This is a genomic window from Tetzosporium hominis (genome assembly GCF_002265435.1).
Classification (GTDB): Bacteria; Bacillota; Bacilli; order Bacillales_A; family Planococcaceae; genus Chryseomicrobium; species Chryseomicrobium hominis.
In genome coordinates, this window is record NZ_NOKQ01000134.1 from 156,757 (window position 1) to 179,981 (window position 23,225).

Annotated in this window: 23 protein-coding genes; 17 read left to right on the plus strand and 6 right to left on the minus strand. The window is 42.4% G+C overall.

Annotation, left to right across the window (positions count from 1 at the left end; translation table 11 throughout):
- The first annotated feature begins 11 nt into the window (after window positions 1-11).
- From CF394_RS01695 to CF394_RS01705, 3 genes are all read left to right on the plus strand, one after another.
- A complete protein-coding gene (locus CF394_RS01695; RefSeq protein WP_094941535.1) occupies window positions 12-1,391 on the plus strand; it encodes a dihydrolipoamide acetyltransferase family protein in 1,380 nt (459 codons plus the stop codon).
- Between the two features lie 5 nt (window positions 1,392-1,396).
- Window positions 1,397-2,809 carry a dihydrolipoyl dehydrogenase gene (gene lpdA / locus CF394_RS01700; RefSeq protein ID WP_094941536.1) on the plus strand — a complete coding sequence of 471 codons (1,413 nt, stop codon included), beginning with the start codon at window positions 1,397-1,399 and terminating at the stop codon, window positions 2,807-2,809.
- A 93-nt stretch (window positions 2,810-2,902) separates the two neighbouring features.
- Window positions 2,903-3,727: a polysaccharide deacetylase family protein gene (locus CF394_RS01705; protein ID WP_094941537.1), complete on the plus strand. Its 825-nt coding sequence runs from the start codon at window positions 2,903-2,905 to the stop codon at window positions 3,725-3,727.
- 56 nt (window positions 3,728-3,783) lie between these two features.
- Here the strand turns inward: CF394_RS01705 and CF394_RS01710 are convergent, their stop codons facing one another.
- Complete coding sequence (locus CF394_RS01710; protein WP_094941538.1) at window positions 3,784-5,253, minus strand: aminotransferase class I/II-fold pyridoxal phosphate-dependent enzyme; 1,470 nt, start codon at window positions 5,251-5,253, stop codon at window positions 3,784-3,786.
- 100 nt (window positions 5,254-5,353) lie between these two features.
- Here CF394_RS01710 and CF394_RS01715 point away from each other — a divergent pair, with 100 nt between their 5' ends.
- Window positions 5,354-6,322 (plus strand): NAD(P)H-dependent flavin oxidoreductase, encoded by a 969-nt coding sequence (locus CF394_RS01715; RefSeq protein ID WP_094941539.1) that lies wholly within the window; start codon window positions 5,354-5,356, stop codon window positions 6,320-6,322.
- Window positions 6,312-6,593: a UPF0223 family protein gene (locus CF394_RS01720; protein ID WP_094941540.1), complete on the plus strand. Its 282-nt coding sequence runs from the start codon at window positions 6,312-6,314 to the stop codon at window positions 6,591-6,593. Before CF394_RS01715 ends, CF394_RS01720 begins: the two co-directional genes overlap by 11 nt.
- 14 nt (window positions 6,594-6,607) lie before the next feature.
- On the opposite strand, the gene CF394_RS01725 is transcribed toward CF394_RS01720, so the two are convergent.
- On the minus strand, window positions 6,608-7,222 hold the full coding sequence (locus CF394_RS01725) for a YktB family protein (RefSeq protein ID WP_094941541.1): 615 nt from the start codon (window positions 7,220-7,222) through the stop codon (window positions 6,608-6,610).
- Window positions 7,223-7,314: 92 nt separating this feature from the next.
- On the opposite strand from CF394_RS01725, the gene CF394_RS01730 reads away from it, so the two are divergent.
- Together CF394_RS01730 and CF394_RS01735 are read left to right on the plus strand one after the other, a co-directional pair.
- Entirely contained in the window at window positions 7,315-7,506 is a 192-nt protein-coding gene (locus tag CF394_RS01730) for a YkzI domain-containing protein (RefSeq protein WP_094941542.1), read from the plus strand.
- A 93-nt stretch (window positions 7,507-7,599) separates the two neighbouring features.
- The gene (locus tag CF394_RS01735) at window positions 7,600-8,388 is read left to right on the plus strand and encodes an inositol monophosphatase family protein (protein WP_094941543.1); all 789 of its coding nucleotides are present in this window, start codon (window positions 7,600-7,602) and stop codon (window positions 8,386-8,388) included.
- A 26-nt stretch (window positions 8,389-8,414) separates the two neighbouring features.
- Here CF394_RS01735 and CF394_RS01740 read toward each other — a convergent pair whose 3' ends face one another.
- Complete coding sequence (locus CF394_RS01740) at window positions 8,415-8,603, minus strand: YlaF family protein (RefSeq protein WP_094941544.1); 189 nt, start codon at window positions 8,601-8,603, stop codon at window positions 8,415-8,417.
- 102 nt (window positions 8,604-8,705) lie between these two features.
- Between CF394_RS01740 and typA the strand changes: the two genes are divergently transcribed.
- Together typA and CF394_RS01750 are read left to right on the plus strand one after the other, a co-directional pair.
- Window positions 8,706-10,553 carry a translational GTPase TypA gene (gene typA / locus CF394_RS01745; RefSeq protein WP_094941545.1) on the plus strand — a complete coding sequence of 616 codons (1,848 nt, stop codon included), beginning with the start codon at window positions 8,706-8,708 and terminating at the stop codon, window positions 10,551-10,553.
- Window positions 10,554-10,569: 16 nt separating this feature from the next.
- Entirely contained in the window at window positions 10,570-10,893 is a 324-nt protein-coding gene (locus CF394_RS01750; protein WP_243370617.1) for a YlaH-like family protein, read from the plus strand.
- A gap of 203 nt (window positions 10,894-11,096) precedes the next feature.
- On the opposite strand, the gene CF394_RS01755 is transcribed toward CF394_RS01750, so the two are convergent.
- Together CF394_RS01755 and CF394_RS01760 are read right to left on the minus strand one after the other, a co-directional pair.
- The gene (locus CF394_RS01755) at window positions 11,097-11,300 is read right to left on the minus strand and encodes a YlaI family protein (protein ID WP_094941546.1); all 204 of its coding nucleotides are present in this window, start codon (window positions 11,298-11,300) and stop codon (window positions 11,097-11,099) included.
- Between the two features lies 1 nt (window position 11,301).
- Complete coding sequence (locus tag CF394_RS01760; RefSeq protein WP_094941547.1) at window positions 11,302-11,799, minus strand: hypothetical protein; 498 nt, start codon at window positions 11,797-11,799, stop codon at window positions 11,302-11,304.
- Window positions 11,800-11,962: 163 nt separating this feature from the next.
- On the opposite strand from CF394_RS01760, the gene CF394_RS01765 reads away from it, so the two are divergent.
- From CF394_RS01765 to pyc, 3 genes are all read left to right on the plus strand, one after another.
- Window positions 11,963-12,247, plus strand: coding sequence for an Fpa/YlaN family protein (locus tag CF394_RS01765; protein WP_094941548.1), 285 nt, complete (start codon window positions 11,963-11,965; stop codon window positions 12,245-12,247).
- Window positions 12,248-12,331: 84 nt separating this feature from the next.
- On the plus strand, window positions 12,332-13,498 hold the full coding sequence (locus CF394_RS01770) for an FtsW/RodA/SpoVE family cell cycle protein (RefSeq protein ID WP_094941549.1): 1,167 nt from the start codon (window positions 12,332-12,334) through the stop codon (window positions 13,496-13,498).
- Between the two features lie 20 nt (window positions 13,499-13,518).
- A complete protein-coding gene (gene pyc / locus CF394_RS01775) occupies window positions 13,519-16,959 on the plus strand; it encodes a pyruvate carboxylase (RefSeq protein WP_094941550.1) in 3,441 nt (1,146 codons plus the stop codon).
- Between the two features lie 40 nt (window positions 16,960-16,999).
- Here pyc and CF394_RS01780 read toward each other — a convergent pair whose 3' ends face one another.
- Entirely contained in the window at window positions 17,000-17,920 is a 921-nt protein-coding gene (locus CF394_RS01780; protein ID WP_279327633.1) for a COX15/CtaA family protein, read from the minus strand.
- 300 nt (window positions 17,921-18,220) lie between these two features.
- On the opposite strand from CF394_RS01780, the gene cyoE reads away from it, so the two are divergent.
- The 5 genes from cyoE to ctaF all read left to right on the plus strand — a co-directional run bounded on the left by cyoE (window position 18,221) and on the right by ctaF (window position 23,133).
- Complete coding sequence (cyoE, locus tag CF394_RS01785) at window positions 18,221-19,138, plus strand: heme o synthase (protein WP_094941551.1); 918 nt, start codon at window positions 18,221-18,223, stop codon at window positions 19,136-19,138.
- 74 nt (window positions 19,139-19,212) lie between these two features.
- Window positions 19,213-20,286 (plus strand): cytochrome c oxidase subunit II, encoded by a 1,074-nt coding sequence (gene coxB / locus CF394_RS01790; protein ID WP_094941817.1) that lies wholly within the window; start codon window positions 19,213-19,215, stop codon window positions 20,284-20,286.
- Window positions 20,287-20,304: 18 nt separating this feature from the next.
- On the plus strand, window positions 20,305-22,170 hold the full coding sequence (locus tag CF394_RS01795; RefSeq protein WP_094941552.1) for a cytochrome c oxidase subunit I: 1,866 nt from the start codon (window positions 20,305-20,307) through the stop codon (window positions 22,168-22,170).
- The gene (locus CF394_RS01800) at window positions 22,170-22,796 is read left to right on the plus strand and encodes a cytochrome c oxidase subunit 3 (RefSeq protein WP_094941553.1); all 627 of its coding nucleotides are present in this window, start codon (window positions 22,170-22,172) and stop codon (window positions 22,794-22,796) included. Before CF394_RS01795 ends, CF394_RS01800 begins: the two co-directional genes overlap by 1 nt.
- Window position 22,797: 1 nt before the next feature.
- Entirely contained in the window at window positions 22,798-23,133 is a 336-nt protein-coding gene (gene ctaF, locus CF394_RS01805) for a cytochrome c oxidase subunit IVB (RefSeq protein ID WP_094941554.1), read from the plus strand.
- The last annotated feature ends 92 nt before the right edge of the window (window positions 23,134-23,225 follow it).

A 23,225-nucleotide genomic window follows, 5' to 3' on the forward strand; every position in this document is an offset into this window, starting at 1 on the left:
GATGACGCGTAGTGGCATTTGAATTCCGATTACCAGATATTGGAGAAGGTATCCACGAGGGTGAAATCGTCAAGTGGTTCGTCAAAGCAGGCGACGAGATCAACGAAGATGACATCCTATGTGAAGTACAAAATGACAAAGCTGTAGTTGAAATTCCATCCCCTGTAAAAGGTAAGGTGGAGGAAGTTCTTGTTGAAGAAGGAACAGTAGCAGTTGTTGGTGACGTTTTAGTACGAATCGACGCACCTGGCTATGAAGACTTAAAGTTCAAAGGTGACGACAAAGACGACGCACCTGCTAAAAAAGAAGCTTCTGAAACAGAAGAACAAGTTCAAGCGACAGCTGAAGCAGGACAAGATGTTGAAAAGAAAGAGGCTGCTCCTTCTGATTCAAAAGAACCTCCTTCTAAAGAGCAACCGGAACCAGCGGAACAGAAAGAAAAACCAAAAGGTTCTGAACGCATTATTGCAATGCCATCTGTACGCAAGTTTGCTCGTGACAACGGCGTAGAAATTGCTGAAGTAACAGGAAGCGGGAAAAACGGCCGCATCATGAAAGAAGATATTGAAAGCTTCATGAATGGGGATCAAACAAAAGCTTCGGAAGCTCCACAACAATCTGCTGAAGCGAAAGAAACGGCTTCAGAAGAGCCAGCTAAAAAAGCAACGCCTCAAGTGTCAGAAGGAGAATTCCCTGAAACACGTGAGAAAATTTCTGGAATCCGTAAAGCTATTGCAAAAGCTATGGTGCATTCAAAACACACGGCTCCGCACGTAACTTTAATGGACGAAGTAGACGTAACAGAACTTGTAGCACACCGCAAAAAGTTCAAAGAGATTGCTGCAGAAAAAGAAATCAAATTGACGTATCTTCCATACGTAGTAAAAGCTCTAGTGAGCACGCTTCGTGAATTCCCAGCACTTAACGTTTCTTATGACGATGACGCTCAGGAAATCGTTCACAAACACTACTACAATATCGGAATTGCAGCTGATACAGAAAAAGGACTTCTAGTTCCTGTTATCAAAAACGCTGACCGTAAGTCGATGTTCGCGATTTCTGACGAAATCAACACGCTTGCTACAAAAGCACGTGATGGCAAATTGAGCCCTCAAGAAATGAAAGGTGCTTCATGCTCTATCACAAATATTGGATCCGCAGGAGGCCAATGGTTTACTCCAGTAATCAACCACCCAGAGGTTGCAATATTAGGGATTGGTCGAATTTCTGAGAAGCCTGTCATTAAAAATGGTGAAATTGTAGCTGCACCTGTGTTAGCATTATCATTGAGCTTTGATCACCGTATGGTGGATGGTGCAACTGCCCAACATGCGCTGAATCACATCAAACGATTACTGGGTAACCCAGAACATCTATTAATGGAGGCGTAAAAACTATGGTAGTAGGAGATTTCCCAATCGAAGTAGATACACTGGTCGTCGGATCAGGCCCTGGTGGTTATGTTGCAGCAATTCGTGCAGCACAAACAGGACAAAAGGTAACAGTTGTTGAGAAAGAACATATCGGTGGCGTTTGTTTGAACGTCGGATGTATCCCTTCTAAAGCGTTGATTTCAGTAGGTCACCGTTTTGAGCAAGCGAAACACTCAGACAACATGGGAATTACAGCTTCTGATGTAAAAATTGACTTTGCTAAAGCGCAAGAGTTCAAAAACAGTGTCGTGAAAAAATTAACAGGCGGTGTTTCAGGTCTGTTAAAAGGAAACGGCGTAGACGTAGTAGAAGGCGAAGCTTACTTCGTTGATGCGAACACAGTTCGTATCATGAAAGAAGATAGCGCTCAAACTTACAAATTTAAAAACGCAATCATCGCTACAGGATCACGTCCAGTAGAGATTCCAACATTCAAATATTCAAAACGTGTTATTAACTCGACAGGTGCACTAGCACTTGAAGAAGTTCCAGCAAAATTAGTAGTTATCGGTGGCGGATACATTGGAACTGAATTAGGAACTGCTTATGCAAACCTAGGTTCTGAAGTAACAATCATTGAAGGCGGTAACGATATCTTAGCTGGATTTGAAAAACAAATGACACAAATCGTGAAAAAAGCTCTTAAGAAAAAAGGAGTCGAAGTAGCGGTTAAAGCATCTGCTAAAGGTGTAGAAGAAACGGATACTGGCGTAAAAGTTACGTATGAAGTAGGCGGAGAAGAGAAAACAATCGAAGCTGACTACGCACTAGTAACTGTAGGCCGTCGTCCAAACACAGATGAAATCGGTCTTGAAGAAGTCGGTATCAAATTTGGTGAGCGTGGATTAATCGAAGTAGATGAGCAGTGCCGTACAAGCGTTGAAAACATCTATGCTATCGGTGATATCGTCGCAGGACCACAACTTGCTCACAAAGCTTCTTACGAAGGTAAAGTGGCAGCAGAAGCAATTGCAGGTGAAAAATCAGTAGTGGACTACTTGGCTATTCCAGCTGTATGTTTCACAGATCCAGAACTTGCAACTGTTGGGTTATCAGAAGAGCAAGCAAAAGCAGAAGGCTACGAAGTACAAGCAGGGAAATTCCCATTCGGTGCAAACGGCCGTGCTCTTGCACTTGACGCTACAGACGGTTTCGTGAAACTTGTTTCACGTAAAGAAGATGGCCTATTAATTGGTGCTCAAATCGTCGGTCAAGGTGCTTCAGATATGATCGCTGAACTTGGTTTAGCAATTGAAGCGGGTATGACGGTTGAAGATATCGCAATGACAATTCATGCGCACCCAACTTTAGGTGAAATCTCAATGGAAGCTGCAGAAGTTGTTATGGGTCACCCAATCCACATCTTAAGCAAATAAGTAGACGGCCCTACCTCTCCAGGTAGGGCTTTTTGTATGTGAAATTCTGGATAAGGCATGCTATACTAGCTCGAGTAGAGGGGGAAATCAACTATGAACAAACAACTATTTGGCGTGGCCGCACTCGGTCTTTTTCTAGCTGCTTGTGGGTCCGAAGAGGCGGCTCCTGAACAAGCGCCAGTCGAAGAAGTTGAAGATCTGGAAAAGGTAGAACAACCGGTAGAACCAGAAACAGAGGAACCTGTTGAAGAAGTTGTGGAGGAAGAAGTAGAAGTAGAAGTGGCTCCTGCTTATGCTCTCAACGAAGCGAATTGGACACTCACACCGACTCAAGATGCAGAAGAAAAAGTCGTTTTAGTCACTATTGATGATGCACCAGATACATACAGTCTAGAAATGGCTGAGACTTTAAAAGCACTTGAAGTACCTGCGATTTTCTTCGTGAACGGTCACTTTATCGATAGCGAAGAAGAAAAAGAGAGACTAAAGACAATTCATGACATGGGGTTTGCAATCGGGAACCATACGCAGACACATGCGAACTTAAGTGAGATTTCTGAAGAACAACAACAGCAAGAGATTGTCCAAGTCAATGAAGCGGTAGAACAGATCATTGGTGAAAAACCAGTATTTTTCCGTGCGCCTTTTGGAGTCAATACCGATTTCAGCAGACAGCTGGTAGCTGATGAAGGGATGCTCCTTATGAACTGGACCTATGGGTACGACTGGGAAAAGCAATATCAAGATGCAGGGGCTCTTGCTGACATCATGGTGAACACACCCTATCTAACTGAAGGCGCCAATTTGCTGATGCATGACCGAGAATGGACGGCATCTGCTCTTGAAGACATTATTGTGGGGCTTCAGGAGAAAGGGTATGGATTTGTAGATCCTAGCGAAATTCAAGGTGTAGAATAAACAAAACCAGCATTTCTCTATGGATGAGAGATGCTGGTTTTTAAGTGTCTTTTTTTCTAGTAAATCGCTTTTGTCTCTTTAATTACATGGATGGTCTCAAGAGTATCATCTTCAGGACCTTGTACAGGCAATCCTGCTTCAATATTCATCGCAATGTAATCGATGTTGTCTTGTGCGATGATCTCACCTGGGATGAAAATCGGGATCCCTGGGGGATAGACCATCACAAACTCTGCAGAAATGCGGCCTGCTGCTTCAGCAAGTTTCACAGTTTCTGTCTCTGCATAGAATGCATCACGTGGAGACATCGCAAGTCCTGGAATCTCTGGAAGTGTAACTTCTGTCTCTTTGACTGCAGCTTCGGACTCAAAAGCCGCTGACATGCGAGTCAAAGCATTGATCAACAAGTTGACTTCCTTGCGTGAGTCTCCTAAAGTGATCAAACATAATATGTTATACAGATCCGAAAGCTCGACTTCAATGTTCGCTTTTTCACGAAGCCATTTCTCAGCCTCATAACCGGTAATCCCCAAGTCTTTGACGCTAATCAAGATTTTAGTTGGGTCCATATCGAATGTGGCGGATGTGCGCAACTTTTCAACACCGGCACAGTACAAATGAGGAATCGTGTTGATTCGTTTACGTGCATCTTTTGAAATTTTAATAGCTTGGTCAATTAAATCGTAGCCATGGATTGCAAGTTGGCGTCTCGCAGTATCTAGAGATGCCAGTAATGGATAGGATGTTGATGTTGTTGTTAACATCGATAAAATCGATTGAACACGCTTGGAAGATACAAGACCTTCTCGTACGTTTAGTACTGACGTCTGTGTCATCGAGCCACCCAGTTTATGGACGGATGTTGCGGCCATATCTGCGCCTGCTGCCATTGCTGAAATCGGCAATTTGTCATGGAAATGAATGTGAACACCGTGAGCTTCATCTACTACAACAGGAATGTTGCGGCTATGAGCTAAGTCGACAATTCGCTTTAAATCCGCTGCAAAGCCAAAATAAGTCGGGTTGATGACGAGAAGACCACTCGCATCCGGATGGGCGTCTAGAGCGCGTTCCACAGATTCTGCAGAGATACCGTGAGAGATTCCAAGTTCAGTATCCACTTCAGGGTGAATAAATACAGGAATCGCACCAGCAAAGACGATAGCGGACATGATGGATTTATGGACGTTTCGAGGAACGAGGAGTTTGTCTCCAGGGCCACAAATCGTCAAAATCATCGTCATGATTGCACCGCTTGTACCTTGAACTGAGAAAAATGTTGCATCAGCTCCAAAAGCTTCTGCTGCTAAATGTTGTGCTTCTTTAATAGCGCCTTTAGGAGAATGTAAATCATCTAAAGGAGCAATATTGATTAAATCGATCGACAATACATTATCGCCAACGAACTCTCGAAAAGCCGGGTCAATTCCTTGTCCTTTTTTATGGCCAGGAATATGGAACTGAATCGGATGCCTGTTGCGATGTTTGAGAAGAGCATCGAACAAGGGAGTTTCTAATTGTGACAACGTGCTAACCACCTTTATTGTTGAAATAGAAAACAAGTGAAGTATAGCATTTTCAGACTACTATTGAAAGAGAAATATTGATAGACTGAGGGGGGGAGGGATAGAGATGAAAACACGTTTAACTGAACTGTTACAGATTGAAAAACCAATCATACAAGGGGGCCTCGCATATCTCGCTTATTCCGACTTGTGTGCTGCAGTCTCGAATGCGGGAGGATTAGGCCAAATCACTGCTATGAGTTTACCAGGACCTGAGGAACTCCGAGAGGAGATTCGCAAAGTTCGAGAGATGACAAGCCGTCCGTTTGGTGTTAACTTTGCGATTGGTCAACATGGTCGTCCATTTGAACATATGGTGCAAGTGGCGATAGAGGAGAAAGTTCCGGTTATCACGATGACAGGTGGAAATCCTGCGCCTATTTTTGAAATGCTGAAAGGCGTTCCGTGTAAAAAACTCGTTCTAGTTGCTGCTGTTCGACAAGCCGTCAAAGCGCAGGAACTTGGAGCGGATGCCGTAATGGTGGTAGGACAAGAAGGTGGCGGACATTTAGGTCGAGACGATGTCTCTACTCAGATTTTGATACGCAAGGTTGCACAAGCCGTTTCAATTCCTATTGTGGCATCTGGTGGCATTGCAGACGGCTACGGTATTATGTCAGCGCTTGCTCTTGGAGCAGATGGAGTCGAGATGGGGACTCGCTTTATCGCAACTAAGGAGTGTGTGCATGCGTCTGTGGCCTATAAGCAGGCAATCTTAGATGCCACGGAGCAAGACACGGTCGTCATAAAGCGGTCTATAGGGGCCCCTGCACGTGCATTAAAATCTACTTGGACCGAGCAGATTTTAAGTATCGAGGATGCAACTCCTACATATGAAGCGCTGAAAGACTTCATTAGTGGGGATGCAAATAAAAAATTTATTTATGACGGGGAACACGAGCACGGATTTGGGTGGGCTGGCCAAGCGGTCGGACTGATTGACGATGTGCCAGCGGTTGCCGAATTGTTTTCCCGTTTTGATAAACAAATGAAAGAAGTACAAGAAAGATGGTGTCAAAATGGCGAATGAATATAGTTATCCTTTGTCTATTGATTGGACGACTGAAGAGATGGTTGCCGTTGTAAAATTTTTCGAAGTCATTGAGCTTGCCTACGAAAAAGGTGTCACTTCACAACAAGTAATGGAACGCTATAAACCTTTTAAAGAAGTCGTACGATCAATTGCAGAAGAAAAGACATCGTTCCGAGAGTTTGCAGACGTTAGTGGCTATGATGCGTATCCTGTCGTAAAAGCTGCAAAAGCAGGGGAACCTCGTATCAAAATGGCAACAAAAAACTAGACAGCAAAAGCTGTCTAGCGAAGTTCCGTCATTTTTCTGTAAAGAGGAAGAAGAGCATCAAATGTTTCTTCTACAAATTGATAAAATTGTTCCTTGGAGAGTTTGGAGGCGTCGTCTGCTGACAGATGGCGTCCTATAACAAGCTCTCCTTTTTTAACGTTACCTAGCCGTTGCACATAATGTGCAGTTGTCGATTTCGAGATAGGCTCTGCATCTGGCTTCATGTGATCTCCGGAAATCACAAAGTCTTTCGGGAGAGATGTGACTAGAGAAGTCTTTTTCGATAGTCTATCGGCAATTGCTGGTTTTGTTGGTGCTTCGTAGATCACAGCTAGAATGACAAACACATGACTTTCCCATAAGCCGATTTGAAAGTGTGGAAGTGCTTTGTAGCCTCGTTTATATGGAGCGAATGCGACCCAACTATCTTTAGGTGGGTTTACCGTTCGTCTTGCATGTTTTGCTACGTGCGGAAACATCTCATGTCCAAGTTTTGCGGCTAATTCCTCAGAAAAGTGCGCTCCCAGTTCATGAAATTTTGGTCGAATGGTGGCATCTAACCCTTCCATCCGTGCTTCTAAGCCTTCTTTTTTGAATACGTCAAAATCTTTTTTCGTCCAATACGTCATGAAAAAATTCTCCTTTCCTGTATGTTTAGTTTAAATGACATCGGGGTAAAAATCTTGTAACAAGTATTTCAAGATAGAGAGGGGGAATTCCAATGCGCCAAGTTATTCATATTGTTCGTAAAGATGAGATGGACAAAGAGAGAAAACACTTATTGGAACTTGAACTGGATTACTTCTTAGCAACTCTTCATGATGCGATGGATCGACAAGACGAGAAAGAGATGGCATGCGTGAAGCATCGACTTCTTGAAATCACAAATGAGCTGAAGGAGTTATCAATTTAAATGACTAGATTAAATAGGTGAAGCACCCACTGCACGTTTGATGCCAGAGGGTGCTTTTTTTGATACACTGAACTGAGAGGAAGGTGGATGCATATGAATCATCAGTTACTAGATGAAGCGGCACAAAAGCTCATTAGACAAGCAGGAGAACGAATCAAAGATTCTTTACATAAACAAATGACGGTAACGGAAAAAACATCATCTTCCGACCTGGTCACCAATATAGATATTGAGACGGAACAATTTTTCGTTGACCAAGTAAGCAAACAATTCCCGGAACACCGTCTTTTAGGCGAAGAAGGAAGCGGTGACGTAATCACATCATTCGACGGCTATGTCTGGATTGTGGACCCAATTGATGGAACCACGAATTTTATCAATCAACAACGAAACTTTTGCATCACAGTCGGTATCTATAAAGATGGTATTGGGGAACTCGGGTACATCTATCAGGTGATGACAGGTGAGATGATTTCCGCGATTCGAGGTCAAGGCGCTTTTCAAAACGGAGTAAAACTGCATCCGCTGACACCCGTTGCATTTGAAGATAGCCTTATCGGAGTTAATGCTTCATGGGTGGCACCTAATCGGCATATCGACCATGAAAGAGTGGCTAGATTGATCAAACGTGTGCGTGGGACACGGTCTTACGGTTCAGCAGCTCTTGAAATCAGCTATGTGGTAACAGGTCGTCTCGACGCCTATTTCTCGATGCGATTGTCTGCTTGGGATGTAGCTGGAGGTATGGTAATTGCGAACGAGGTCGGAGCTCTATCTGGAACTCTAGGAGGAGCCCCGTTCGATTTACTGAAGAAACAGCCGTTTGTCATCGCTAATCCAGCTCTTTTTGAAGAGCTCATAAAAGATTACTTGGTGAAATGAAAAAAGCTGCCGGCGGGCAGCTTTTTCTAGTCTAATAATCCTTTTTCTCTGTATTCCTTTTTCTTTTTGAATCCAAGCCCCATAACAATAATCAGAGCTAAGATAGCTAACAAAATGAACGGAACACTGCGGTATGACACGGCAATTCCTATAGAAGCCATAGCGAAAATAGCAAGAAACGAGTACAGTACGAAAATCCATTTTACGTTTTTCAAGGTGTTTTCCTCCTTAACGGAAAAACTGAGAGATGTTTTTCTGTCCTATCTGTGCTATAATATCACAGTTATGGACTCGAAAAAAGAATATGGAGTGGAAAAATGACTAATACTCGTCAAGATTTACGTAATATCGCTATTATTGCTCACGTTGACCATGGAAAAACGACGTTAGTAGACCAATTGTTAAAACAATCCGGCACGTTCCGTTCAAATGAACATGTTGAAGAACGCGCAATGGATTCCAATGATATTGAAAGAGAACGTGGAATCACGATCCTTGCTAAGAACACAGCGATTCAATATAAAGATACAAAAATCAACATCCTTGATACACCTGGTCACGCCGATTTCGGTGGTGAAGTAGAACGTATCATGAAAATGGTAGACGGTGTTCTATTAATCGTCGATGCTTATGAAGGCTGTATGCCACAGACGCGTTTCGTATTGAAAAAAGCGCTCGAGCAAAACCTTCAACCAATTGTAGTCGTAAACAAAATCGACCGTGACTTCGCACGTCCTGAAGAAGTGGTTGATGAAGTTCTTGAATTGTTCATCGAGCTTGATGCGAATGATGAGCAGTTAGAATTCCCAGTAATCTATGCATCTGGAATCAACGGGACAGCTAGTTTGTCTTCAGATCCAGCTGATCAAGAAGAAAACATGCAAGTAATTTACGATGCAATCGTAGAAAAAATTCCTGCACCAGTAGATAACAGCGACGAAGGACTTCAGTTCCAAGTAGCTCTACTTGATTACAACGACTATGTTGGACGTATTGGTATCGGACGTGTGTTCCGTGGAACGATGAACGTTGGACAACAAGTTTCTTTAATGAAGCTTGATGGTACAGTGAAAAACTTCCGCGTTACAAAAATGTTCGGTTTCATGGGCTTAAAGCGTATTGAAATTCAAGAAGCTAAAGCTGGAGACTTGATTGCTGTATCTGGTATGGAAGATATCAACGTTGGGGAAACGGTTTGTCCGATTGAACAACCGGAGGCTCTTCCAATTCTTCGTATCGATGAGCCAACTCTTCAAATGACGTTCCTAGTAAACAATAGTCCATTCGCAGGTCGCGAAGGGAAATGGGTTACAGCTCGTAAAATCGAAGAGCGTTTACTTGCACAACTTGAGACAGACGTTTCATTACGTGTAGAAGAAACAGATTCTCCAGATGCTTGGGTCGTTTCAGGTCGTGGTGAGCTTCACTTATCGATCTTAATCGAGAACATGCGTCGTGAAGGTTTCGAGCTTCAAGTATCAAAACCAGAAGTTATCGTTCGCGTGATCGATGGCGTTCGTATGGAGCCAGTGGAGCGCGTTCAAATCGACATTCCTGAAGAGCACGTAGGTTCTATCATCGAATCTATGGGTGAGCGTAAAGGTGAAATGCTCGACATGATCAACAATGGATCAGGTCAAGTTCGTTTGATCTTCATGGTACCTGCTCGTGGTTTGATCGGATACACAACTGATTTCTTAACGCTTACACGCGGTTACGGAATCATCAACCACACATTCGACAGCTACCAGCCAATGGCACAAGGTCGCGTGGGTGGCCGTTCTAAAGGTGTACTTGTTTCTATGGAAACAGGAAAAGCATCTGAGTACGGAATTCTTGGTGTTGAAGATCGTGGAACGATCTTCGTTGAGCCAGGTACAGATATTTATGAAGGGATGATTGTAGGAGAGCACACACGTGACAACGACTTAACAGTCAACATCACAAAAGTAAAAGCTGCCAACAACATTCGTTCTGCCAATAAAGAAGCAACAACAACTCGTAAAAAGCCACGTATCATGACTCTTGAAGAAGCTTTAGAATACTTGAACGATGACGAGTACTGTGAAATCACACCTCAGTCTATCCGTTTACGTAAAAAACTTCTTGATAAGAACGAACGTGAGCGCATTGCGAAGAAGCAAAAGTACGCTGAGCAATCCTAGGAAGGGGAGACTCTAAGTGGAAGAGCAAGAATTTGTCTTTGGACGGATGTCCGCGCTATCTCGATTTATCTACGAACAAATGCCCAACTATGATGTAGCAGGCTATGTGTTATTTGCCATCATTTTTGCGCTATCCGTACTCGTTTATAAGCTGGGGTTTGCGAAACGTCTGCGCCTAGGTCAAAACATTGTGATCTATCTATTCCTATTTATCGGGTGTCTCGTTTTGACGTTCTTGGCATTCTTCTTACCGATTGTCGAAGGGCTGATTGTAGCTGCCTTGATTCTTATCATCTATAAAATCCGGATGCGCCTTGAAAAACGAGGTTCAGCCGCATAGTAAAAACCTCGGAGCCAAAATCGGTTCCGAGGTTTTTGTATGAAATGAGTTCGGTCGAAAAAAACTGAGAATTTGTCTAAAGCGAATTGTAATTTGCGTTTAAGAATTTCAATTCTGTCTAAAGGAACTTCAAATTTGCTGAAGAACGCTCGCTCAACCTAAAAAACTAGCACTCCTCATACTTAAGGGAGTGCTAGTTTTGTCTAAAATTCTTCTTCTGCAGGATGAGAGCTCCGGAAGAACCGAAAATTGCCCGTCGCAATCCGTTTTTCAGTATTGTCTTTAATACGTTCCGAACAATCTGGACACATATAAGTCGTGATAGGTCGGTTGCGCAATTTCTTTGCAAGAGGTAGATCGTCCTCTAAACGGTCGATTCGGTCACAAATAACGCATTTTACACGCATATTATTCTACCCGAAACGCACTAACGTGTTTAAGTGGCGAATTTAAGTTGCTACCGTCCTTAAATAAGATGTAGACTGGCCCATCGTCTCGTAGTGGTTTCCCTTCTTGACTGAACTGAACTAAGAGGTTCGGAAGTTCAGACAATGAAAAACGTTCCTCTTGACCGTTCGTTTCAACCACGAGTTCTTTAGCTTCTGCTGTTGGTTCTGAGTTTAAAATAAATGTTTCTAAAGGCATGGCATAGGAGTTCGTTAAAAGCTTTGTGCGCTCATATTTTTTTTCGGATTTTAGTGTTGGCGGGAAGACCGCGCCTTCTGTAATTTCACGAGACCATTGTTTCGATGTGACGTCTGTATAAGTGTCGTCTGCATCCACTTCTTCGTAGTGGCCTCCGAAAAATTCTTCAATATCTACTTTGCGATCATCAAAAATCCACACGGTGGGATCAATGGTAATCGGAAACTTAACGGCACCTTTTACCGGAATAATCATATCCATTTATGCGTTCCCTCCATCTCTAATCTGATGTAAGTATACCTTGAAAAAACATGGAAACAAAGTATTTTTCCTTAGAGGTGTACGGTCTCTACTTGCAATTTTACTAGCAGAAAGATACACTTTAATAAGGTAAACTAGAAATTTTAGATGGGGGCGTCCTCATATGGATCTACAGATGGAGCAGTCGTATCGAGACAAAGCGCTATCTCTTCTTAAGACAGATGCAGATAAAATTGCACAATTGATTAAGGTACAGCTAGATAACTTGACGATGCCACAATGTCCTCTCTACGAAGAGGTGTTAGATACACAGATGTTTGGTCTATCTCGAGAAATCGATTTTGCAGTAAAGCTCGGATTAATTCAACGTGAAGAAGGAAAAGAAATTCTCGCGTCTCTTGAAAAAGAGATGTCCCTACTTCATGAAACGTATACAGATCGTAAATGAACTCAAACAATTCGTGTTTGAGTTTTTTTACTATATGAAAGTGTGCATCATGAAAAATTCTTACAACAACAAGGTGTGTTATCCATGAAAACTTATTTAAAACGGTATTTGCATTACGCAGACTTTTCAATCGCATTTGTTTATTTAGTACTTGTCGTCTTCGGACTGGTCATGATTTACAGTTCCTCGTTTTACTGGGCTGTCGAACGGTATGATTGGGCTCCTGACCACTTTTTCCAGCAACAAAAAACAAACCTTTTCTTAGCGATTCCTGTCTTTTTCATCATGTCTTTATTTCCTTATAAACACTTCAAAAACAAGTTCGTTATGATCTCGATGGTCAGTGTGATGTTCTTGCTACTGATCCTGGTGCATTTTATTGGGAGTGGTGGAGCGGCAGGATCTCAAAGCTGGTTATACATTGGCCCCCTCAATTTACAGCCTTCGGAAGTAGCTAAAATTGTGCTTGTTTTGTATTTTTCTAGTTTGTTTGCAAAAAAAATTCAAAAAGGAACTTTGAATGACCTTACTAATTCCATTTATCCACCCATTCTTATTATGGCTGCGGCAGTTGGTTCTATTATGCTCGAGACAGATGTAGGGAACTCGATGATCATTACATTTGTTTGTATTACCGTTATTATCGCTAGTGGAGTTCAGTTCCGAGTGTTCTCAAAACTCCTTGGACTAATTATTAGCGCTTTTCTGATAATTGGTATTTTGCTATACTTTTTTAGGGACACTATTATTACACCGAGACGATTGGGGCGCCTAGAGGCTTTCTTTAATCCGTTTGCGTATGAAGAATCCTTTGGATACCAAATCGTCAATGGCTATTTGGCTATTGGTTCAGGGGGCTTAACTGGACTAGGACTCGGGAATTCAAATCAGAAATACGGGTATCTACCAGAGCCACATACAGACTTTATCATGGCAGTGATTGCGGAAGAATTAGGAATTATCGGAGTCGTCATTATACTAGCCGGAATTTTCTTCTTGGTTTTTAAAGGCCTCTCGATTGCTTTGACAGGGCGCGACCCACATGGCCGGATGATTGCTGCCGGGATCGCATCAATTTTTGGCTTCCAAACGTTTGTAAACCTCGGTGGGATGTTAGGAATAATTCCACTTACAGGTGTACCTCTTCCGTTTATTTCATACGGAGGAACAGCTCTTATTTTATTTTCAGCAGCACTTGGAATTTTAATGAACGTCACGATGTTCGCACGTTACGAGAAATCAAAAAAATAAACAAAGGGTGGCGATGAAAAGTGAACAAGATTAACAAGATTTTAGTGGCAAACCGAGGGGAAATCGCAATTCGAGTATTCCGTGCATGTACGGAACTAGGAATTCGGACGGTAGCCATTTATTCACGAGAAGATAGTGGATCTTTTCATCGTTTTAAATCAGATGAATCTTATCTGGTGGGGGATGGCAAAAAGCCAATCGATGCGTATTTAGACATTGAAAATATTATTGAAATTGCCAAGGAGGCTGGCGTTGACGCCATTCACCCTGGTTACGGATTCTTATCTGAAAATCTCGAATTTGCTAAGCGTTGTGAAGAAGAAGGGATTATCTTCATTGGGCCTACATCGAAACACTTAGATATGTTCGGTGACAAAGTGAAAGCTCGTGAACAAGCTATTGCAGCAGGCATTCCCGTTATTCCAGGGAGCGACGGTCCCATTAAGTCCATGGAAGAGCTTGAGGCATTTGGTGATACATACGGCTATCCTCTCATGATCAAAGCAGCTTTAGGGGGCGGCGGCCGAGGCATGCGCGTTGTGCCAACCAAGGAAGATTTGCAAGAAGCGTATGACCGTGCAAAATCAGAAGCCAAAGCGGCTTTTGGTTCGGACGAAGTCTACGTTGAAAAATTCGTAGACAAACCAAAACATATTGAAGTACAGATATTAGGAGACCGCCATGGGAACCTCATTCATTTATATGAACGCGATTGTTCCATTCAGCGTCGTCACCAGAAAGTCGTAGAGATTGCACCGTCGAACGCGTTGAGCAAAGAGCTTCGACAAGAAATTTGTGATGCTGCTGTCAAATTGATGAACAATGTTGGCTATATCAATGCAGGGACTGTGGAATTCTTAGTTACAGAAGATGATTTTTATTTCATTGAAGTCAATCCACGTATCCAAGTGGAGCACACGATTACGGAAATGATCACGGGTATCGATATCGTGCATTCCCAAATCAAGATTGCCCAAGGATTGAGTTTGACAAGCGAAGAGATGGGAATTCCAGCTCAAGATGAGATTCCTTTATTTGGATTTGCGATCCAGTCTCGTGTTACAACAGAAGATCCTCTGAATCAGTTTATGCCTGACACAGGTAAGCTGATGGTTTATCGTTCTGGAGGAGGATTTGGTGTCCGTTTGGATGCAGGAAACGGCTTCCAAGGGGCGGTCATAACGCCATACTACGATTCGTTACTCGTCAAAGTCTCGACTTGGGGCATGACGTTTAAAGAAGCAGCTGCCAAAATGGATCGTAACTTACAAGAGTTCCGTATTCGGGGAATCAAAACGAACATTCCGTTCCTTGAAAACGTGGTCAAGCACCAGAACTTTATCGAAGGGAAGTTCAATACAAGCTTTATCGATAGCACTCCTGAATTATTCTTATTCCCGTCTCGACAAGACCGTGGAACGAAATTACTCAACTATATTGGGAATATCAGTGTCAATGGATTCCCAGGTATTGAGCGGAAGCCAAAGCCTGTGTTCCACTTACCACCAAAAGCGGATCAGAAGTTTGATGTAAAGTCATTGAGCGGTACAAAACAATTGCTTGATTCTGAAGGCACTGAAGGGGTCATCAAGTGGATTAAAGCGCAAGATGATGTGTTGCTTACGGATACAACTTTCCGTGACGCTCACCAGTCCTTACTTGCAACTCGTGTCCGCTCTTACGACATGTTCCAGATTGCCAATCAAACGGCGCATGGAATGCAAGATGCATTCTCGCTTGAAATGTGGGGTGGAGCTACATTTGACGTTGCGTACCGATTCTTAAAAGAAGATCCTTGGGACCGCTTGCTGACGTTACGAGAGAAGATTCCAAACGTAATGTTCCAAATGCTTCTACGCGGAGCAAATGCAGTTGGGTACAAGAACTATCCGGATAACGTCATTCGTGAATTTGTTCAAAAGTCTGCAGATGCAGGAATCGATGTATTCCGTATCTTTGACAGTCTCAACTGGATCAAAGGAATGGAAGTGGCTATCGATGCAACTCGCCAAGCTGGAAAGTTAGCAGAAGCAGCGATTTGTTATACAGGAGATATTTTAGATGACAGCCGTCAAAAATACACAGTGCAATACTACAAAGACATGGCGAAAGAGCTAGAAGCAGCTGGCGCGCATATTTTAGCTATTAAAGATATGGCCGGACTATTAAAGCCGGAAGCTGCCTACCGTCTGATTAGTGAATTAAAAGACACGACGGATCTGCCAATTCACTTGCACACTCATGATACAAGTGGAAATGGTGTGTTCTTGTATGCTCGTGCCATCGATGCTGGTGTAGACATCGTCGATACAGCACTTGGTTCAATGAGTGGGTTGACTTCACAACCTTCTGCAAGTTCACTTGCCTATGCACTAAAAGGCACAGGCCGTGACGTCCGAGCAGACGTGAAAGAACTCGAAGCGTTATCCCAGTATTGGGAAGAAGTTCGTAAATACTACAGCGACTTTGAAAGCGGAATGAAGAGCCCCCACTCTGAAATCTATGTACATGAGATGCCGGGTGGTCAATACTCGAATCTTCAACAGCAAGCTAAAGCAGTTGGATTAGGCGAACGTTGGGAAGAAGTGAAAGACATGTATTCCTCTGTTAACTTACTGTTTGGAGATGTCGTGAAAGTGACTCCATCTTCAAAAGTAGTAGGGGACATGGCATTATTCATGGTACAAAATGATCTAGATGAGTATACAGTGCTAACAAAAGGAAGAACACTGGACTTCCCAGACTCTGTAATTGAGTTCTTTGAAGGGTATATCGGACAACCGTATGGTGGATTCCCTGAAGAATTGCAGGAAGTCATTCTGAAAGATCGTAAACCAATCACAGTTCGACCAGGTGAACTTTTAGAGCCTGCTAATTTTGAACAGGTTCGTGAAGAACTATTTAAAAAGATTGGCCGCCCTGTAAGCAGTCACGAAGTGCTAGCCTACCTACTGTATCCAAAAGTGTTCGATGAGTATCGTACGACTGTGGATCAGTTCGGGAATGTGTCTGTACTTGATACACCGACTTTCTTGTACGGAATGAAACTTGGTGAAGAAATTGAAGTAGAGATTGAAAAAGGGAAGACGTTGATGATCAAGCTTGTATCTATCAGTGATGCAAACTTAGAAGGGCAACGGACTATCTACTTTGAGCTAAATGGTCAACCACGTGAAATCTATATTCAAGATATGAATGTAGAAGTGAGCCATGTAGCACGCCGCAAGATTGAGCCAGGAAACGACTCTCATATTGGTGCTACTATGCCAGGTACAGTTTTGAAAGTTGCGATTGCAAAAGGCAGTAAAGTAAAACGCGGCGAACACTTACTAATTACAGAGGCAATGAAGATGGAGACAACAGTTCAAGCACCATTTAACGGAACCATCCAAGAAATTCACGTTGTCGCAGGAGAAGCCATTTCTCCAGGAGATCTTTTAATCGAAATCGAAAAAGGGTAACAGAAAAGCCTGTCAGCTAATTAGCTGACAGGCTTTTTCCTTAGTCACGGTGGTAGTTGGCACGACTTCTTGAAACAAGAAGAATCATGTAACAAAGCAATCCAAACAGCAACGTGATAAATAGGGAGTGGAACAAGGCGACGAACAAGTTTAGTCGAGTAAGAACCGATAGCATTCCCGTCGTTGCTTGGAGAGCAACAAGCGTAAATGCAATAATCCAACCGTAGTAAATGACTTTCTGTGATTTGTAGTTTTTAATGACATAAATCATGATGTAGAGCAACCAGATAAAGATGGCTGCAGCTGCTACCCTGTGACCCATCTGCACCCATTCATACATATTCGTTGGTAATCCAAACTCATTATTGCGGCAAAGCGGCCAATCTCTACACACCAGGCTTGAATCTGTGTGACGTACAAGGGCTCCGGTGTAAATCACTACATAAGAATAAAGTGTCACGCCAATTGTGTGAAACCGAAGTTTAGAATCAATAGAAATTTTATTTGTTTCAAATTTCTTGTCCACTTCAAAAACCAAAAGTGTAAGCAAGAAGACTGCTGCAAACGAGATCAAGGAGATTCCAAAGTGTAAAGCTAATATGAAGTCACCTTGGCCCCATAGAACTTGTGCAGCTCCGATAAGAGCTTGTAACACTAAGAAAAACACGGAGATAAATGCTAAAAATTTTGTTTCGCGTACATGACCGATCTTTCTCCAAGACCAAATAGCTAGAGCCAAAATAAGGACGCTGACACCAAGTGTAACGGCTCTATGGGAAAACTCAATCAGGACTTCTGCTGTAATTTCTTTAGGAATAAGGTTCCCATTACAGTCAGGCCAGTTACGACCGCATCCAAGTCCACTTTCAGTTTTAGTAACTAGAGCACCGCCTAATAGAATTAGCAGCATCCCTAAAGTGGAAAGAACAGCGAGCACTTTTAATAATGGATGTATTTTCACTACTTCACCTTCATTTCTCTACCATATCTGCTCTTTGATAATAGCGAACCTACGGCTAAAAAACAATGTCAACACCCCGTCTCCCTAAAGATGCCTTTGTTATTTCACACTTTGTTCATAAATTCGTACCTTCCTCTTCACAACTCTTAGACGGAAATCCATTACTATTAAGTTGTTACGACAAAATGATGGTGTGGGCCATAAATTGTGAAATTCTCGGAACTAGCTAGAAATCTATGTGGATTTTAGTTATAGTTAAGAGTAGCAGATTATGCTTACATTGATGAAAGGAGGCGCAACATGTCGAACAGTACGACAATTGCTGCTACTTCAGAGCCAACTGTTGAATCGACTACGTGGATGCAAGATTTCCTAGCGCTAATTAAAATTGGAATCGTCAATTCCAACTTGATTACGGTATTCACAGGGATGTGGTTGGCATTTCAACTGACAGGACGCAGCTTTATACAGGAATTTGATCTAGTACTGCTGACAATTGGGGGTTCGGCATTCATCATAGCGGGCTCTGCAGCTATGAACAACTGGATTGACCAAGATATCGATCCGATTATGAAACGAACACGTAAACGTCCCACAGTAACAGGTCGTTTTTCCAGTTCAATGGTTCTGACGATTGCTCTGACTTTACTCGTTGTAGGCGAATTATTGTTATTTATGGCATCTACATCTGCTGGTGTTTGGGGACTTGCCGGCATCATTAGTTATGTCGTGCTCTACTCTATGTGGTCTAAGCGGAAATATGTGAGCAATACGGTAGTAGGAAGTATTTCAGGAGCTATCCCACCAATCATTGGTTGGGCTGCAATTGAACCGGTCATCGGCTGGGAAGCTTGGGCATTATTTTTAATTATGTTTATTTGGCAACCACCGCATTTCTATGCTCTAGCGATGAAGCGGACTGAAGAGTACCGTGCAGCAAACATTCCGATGCTACCTGTAATTAAAGGCTTCAAACGAACGAAATTGTCAATGTTGCTATGGGTTATTGCACTGCTTCCAGTGCCATTCTTGTTAAGTTCTTTAGGAACAGGATTCTTAATCTTAGCAACTGCTTTAAATCTTGGTTGGCTATGGCTTGCAATTGCCGGTTATAAAGCACAAGATGACTTAAAGTGGGCAACAAAAATGTTTGTTTACTCTCTTAATTACATGACAATCTTATTTGTGTCGATTGTGATCTTTGCAATCTTCATTTAAGTAGTTGGATTGTTAGAGCAAGCACACCGAAATTGAAGAACATTACAACTATGAAAGTGGGGTTTGATTTAGCGATGATGAAAGGGCTAAAAAAATGGCGACTCTTTTCAATGCTAGCAGCGCTTGTGTTTTTCTTAGCTGCTTGTGGCCAAGAGCAAATTTCAACTTTGACTCCACGAGGTCCAGTTGCATCAGAACAATTTGATTTGTTGATTCTCTCAACAGCAATCATGACCTTTGTAATTATTGTCGTTGTTGTTATCTATGTATTGGCACTTATGAAGTTCCGACGTTCAAAAGTTGGGGAAGATACGATTCCTGAACAAGTTGAAGGAAACACGAAACTAGAAATCGTTTGGACAATCATTCCAATCATCTTGCTTTTGATTCTTGCAGTACCTACAGTTTGGTTAACTTACAAACAAGCTGAAGTCAGCGGCATGGAGCAAGTAGATGAAGAAGGAAACAAAACAGCATTAACAGTTAATGTAACTGCTAAACTTTACTGGTGGGAATTTGAATATCCGGATCTTGGAATCGTTACAGCACAAGAATTGGTTGTTCCTACTGGGGAGAAAGTTTACTTTAACTTAAAAGCAGCAGATGTAAAGCACTCGTTCTGGATTCCATCAATCGGTGGTAAGTTAGATACGAATGTTGAAAACGTAAACAAATTCTACCTTGAATTTGATAAAGAATCAGAAGGCTTAAAAGACGGCGTGTTTTATGGTAAATGTGCTGAGCTTTGTGGCCCATCACACGCATTGATGGATTTCAAAGTAAAAACACTTAACCGTGAAGACTTTGATGCTTGGGTAGCAGCTGCTCTTGAAGAGCCAACTGCACCAACAGAAGATTTAGCTGTTCAAGGTGAACAATTATTCGTAGACAATAGCTGTATCGGTTGTCACGCCACTTCTGGAGCTGGCTCAGCGGGCGGACAAGGCCCTAGCTTAGCAACATTTGGGGATCGTAACCGTATTGCTGGTTACCTAGAGCATAATGAAGAAAACCTAAAAGGATGGATTAAAAACTCTCAAGAGTATAAAGAAGGCAATACAATGCCTGTTTATCCAGACTTAACGGATGAAGAGCTAAACGCATTAGCAGCGTATTTAATGGGCTTATCTGTAGAAAATAGAGAATAGTCGAAGGAGGTAGAAACTGTGAGCGCAATCGCACAGAAAAAAGGCTTTGGCTCTGCTTTATGGGACTGGTTAACTACCGTAGACCATAAAAAGATTGCCATCCTTTATTTAGCATCTGGTGGGTTCTTCTTCGTTGTCGGTGGTATCGAGGCAATGTTGATCCGTATCCAGTTAGCTGTTCCGGACAACAGCTTCTTAAGTGCCGGACTTTATAATGAAATTCTTACCATGCATGGTACGACAATGATTTTCCTTGCAGCCATGCCGATATTATTTGGATATATGAACGCCGTTGTTCCTTTGCAAATTGGAGCGCGTGACGTTGCATTCCCATTCCTAAACTCACTTGGTTTCTGGTTGTTCTTCTTCGGTGGAATCTTCCTAAACTTATCTTGGTTCATGGGTGGGGCACCTGATGCAGGGTGGACATCTTATGCATCTCTATCCTTGTATTCTCCAGGTCATGGTATTGACTTCTATGCGCTTGGACTTCAGATTTCCGGGGCAGGTACATATATCGCCGGGATCAACTTCCTAGTAACAATCATTAACATGCGTGCACCTGGTATGACATATATGCGTATGCCACTATTTACATGGACTACGTTTGTCGCATCTGCACTAATTCTTTTCGCTTTCCCTCCATTAACAATCGGTCTATTCTTCTTGATCTTTGACCGCATGTTTGGAGCCAACTTCTTTGATCACACTATGGGTGGAAACACGATTATCTGGGAGCACTTATTCTGGATCTTTGGTCACCCGGAAGTATACATCTTGATTTTACCGGCTTTCGGTATTTTCTCTGAAATCTTTGCCATCTTCTCACGTAAGCGTCTATTCGGTTACTCAGCGATGGTATTCGCAACTGTTCTTATCGGTTTCTTGGGATTCATGGTATGGGCTCACCACATGTTCACAGTAGGTCTTGGGCCAACAGCAAACGCAATCTTCGCTGTAGCAACAATGGCTATTGCTGTTCCAACTGGTGTTAAAATCTTTAACTGGCTACTTACCATTTGGGGCGGTAGCATTAAAGTGACTACACCAATGCTATACGCGCTTGGATTCATTCCATCGTTCGTAGCAGGTGGGGTAACAGGTGTTATGCAGGCAGCTGCACCACTTGATTATCAATTGCACGATTCGTACTTTATCGTAGCTCACTTCCACTACGTAATCGTTGGTGGGGTAGTACTTGCGATTTTAGCTGGTCTTCACTTGTACTGGCCGTTAATGTTCAACACAATGTTAAGTGAAAAACTAGGAAAAATTACATTCTGGTTCTTCTTCCTAGGATTCCACGCAACATTCTTTGTTCAGCATTTCTTGGGTCTAATGGGTATGCCACGTCGTGTTTACACATTCGGAGCAGAACAAGGATGGGATCTATTCAACTTCATCAGTTCAATGGGTGCAATCTTGATGGCAATTGGTGTTATCGTACTTGTAATCAACATTGTGATGACTACAGTGAAAAATGTTCCAGTTGGAAATGACCCTTGGAAAGATGGACGTACACTTGAGTGGGCGATTCCACAACCAGTGCCGTTCTACAACTTCAAACGTACACCACTTGTTCGTGGTCTAGATACATTCTGGATTGAAAAACAAGAAGGCAACAAAGAAGGTATGAGTTACGCTGAACCACTTAGCGATATCCACATGCCAAACAACTCGTTCATTCCTTTCGTAATGTCACTTGGATTGTTCATTGCAGCATTCGGTGCATTATATAATGGGGAAAAAGCTTGGGCTGTGCCAGTCCTAGTCATCGGTCTTGGTATTACATTAGCTTCTATGGCTACTCGTTCATTGAAAGATGATCACGGGTATCACATTCATAAAGAAGATTTAATGGATCACAAAGGGGGTAACTACTAATGGCTGAAGAAGTGAAATATACCCCTCAAACGTGGCCGGAACATCCGGAAACGGCAAACCTTGAAGGTAAGAATAAATTCTTAGGCTTCTGGCTATTCCTTGGTGGAGAGACTGTACTGTTCGCAAGTTTGTTTGCAACATACTTGGCTCTTAAAAACAAAGGACCTGAAGGTATGGAATTTACTACACAGTCTTTGTTTGAACTACCACTAGTTTTTGTCATGACGATGTTACTATTAACTTCATCTTTGACATCTGTTTATGCAATGTACCATATGAAAAACTTTAATTTCCGCGGTGTTCAAACGTGGATGGCCATTACGGTCCTTCTTGGATTTGGATTCTTAGCTCTAGAAATTTATGAGTTCTATCACTATGTACACATCGGTTTCACTTATTCACAAAGTGCGTTCTCTTCTTCCTTCTTTACCTTAGTCGGAATGCACGGGTTGCACGTAGTCATCGGATTAGGATGGATCATCCTGTTGATGCTTCGTAATGCAAAACGTGGATTATCAATTTACACGGCTCAAAAATACTATACTGCTTCACTATACTGGCACTTCATCGATGTTGTGTGGGTATTCATCTTCACAGTAGTATACTTGATGGGAGTGATGGGTTAAGATGGGTCACGATACACATGTAGTGGTTGCAAAAAATAAGACGCAATATGAATATGCGCGTCGTAAACGTTCACAGACAATGCAAATGCAAGTTGTGACATTTGCAATCATGATTTTCTTAACATTTATCGCTTTTGCCGCGGTTGCAGCTGGAATGTCTGCCTATTACGTAGGTCCAGTCATCTTGTTGCTTGCTGCAATACAAGTTGTGTTGCAACTTTACTACTTCATGCACATGAGTGAAAAAGGTCACAATATGCCTGCGTTTTTCCTTTATAGCGGTGCGTTGTTCGGATTCACATTCGTTATTACTTTCTTAACGATTGTATGGTGGTAATAAAAAGGGGGTCCCTCTGGGGCCCTTTTTATTATGGAATAATATTGTTCACGCTCTGTTCATTGAATGTTCACTTGGGGCAAGGCTATAAT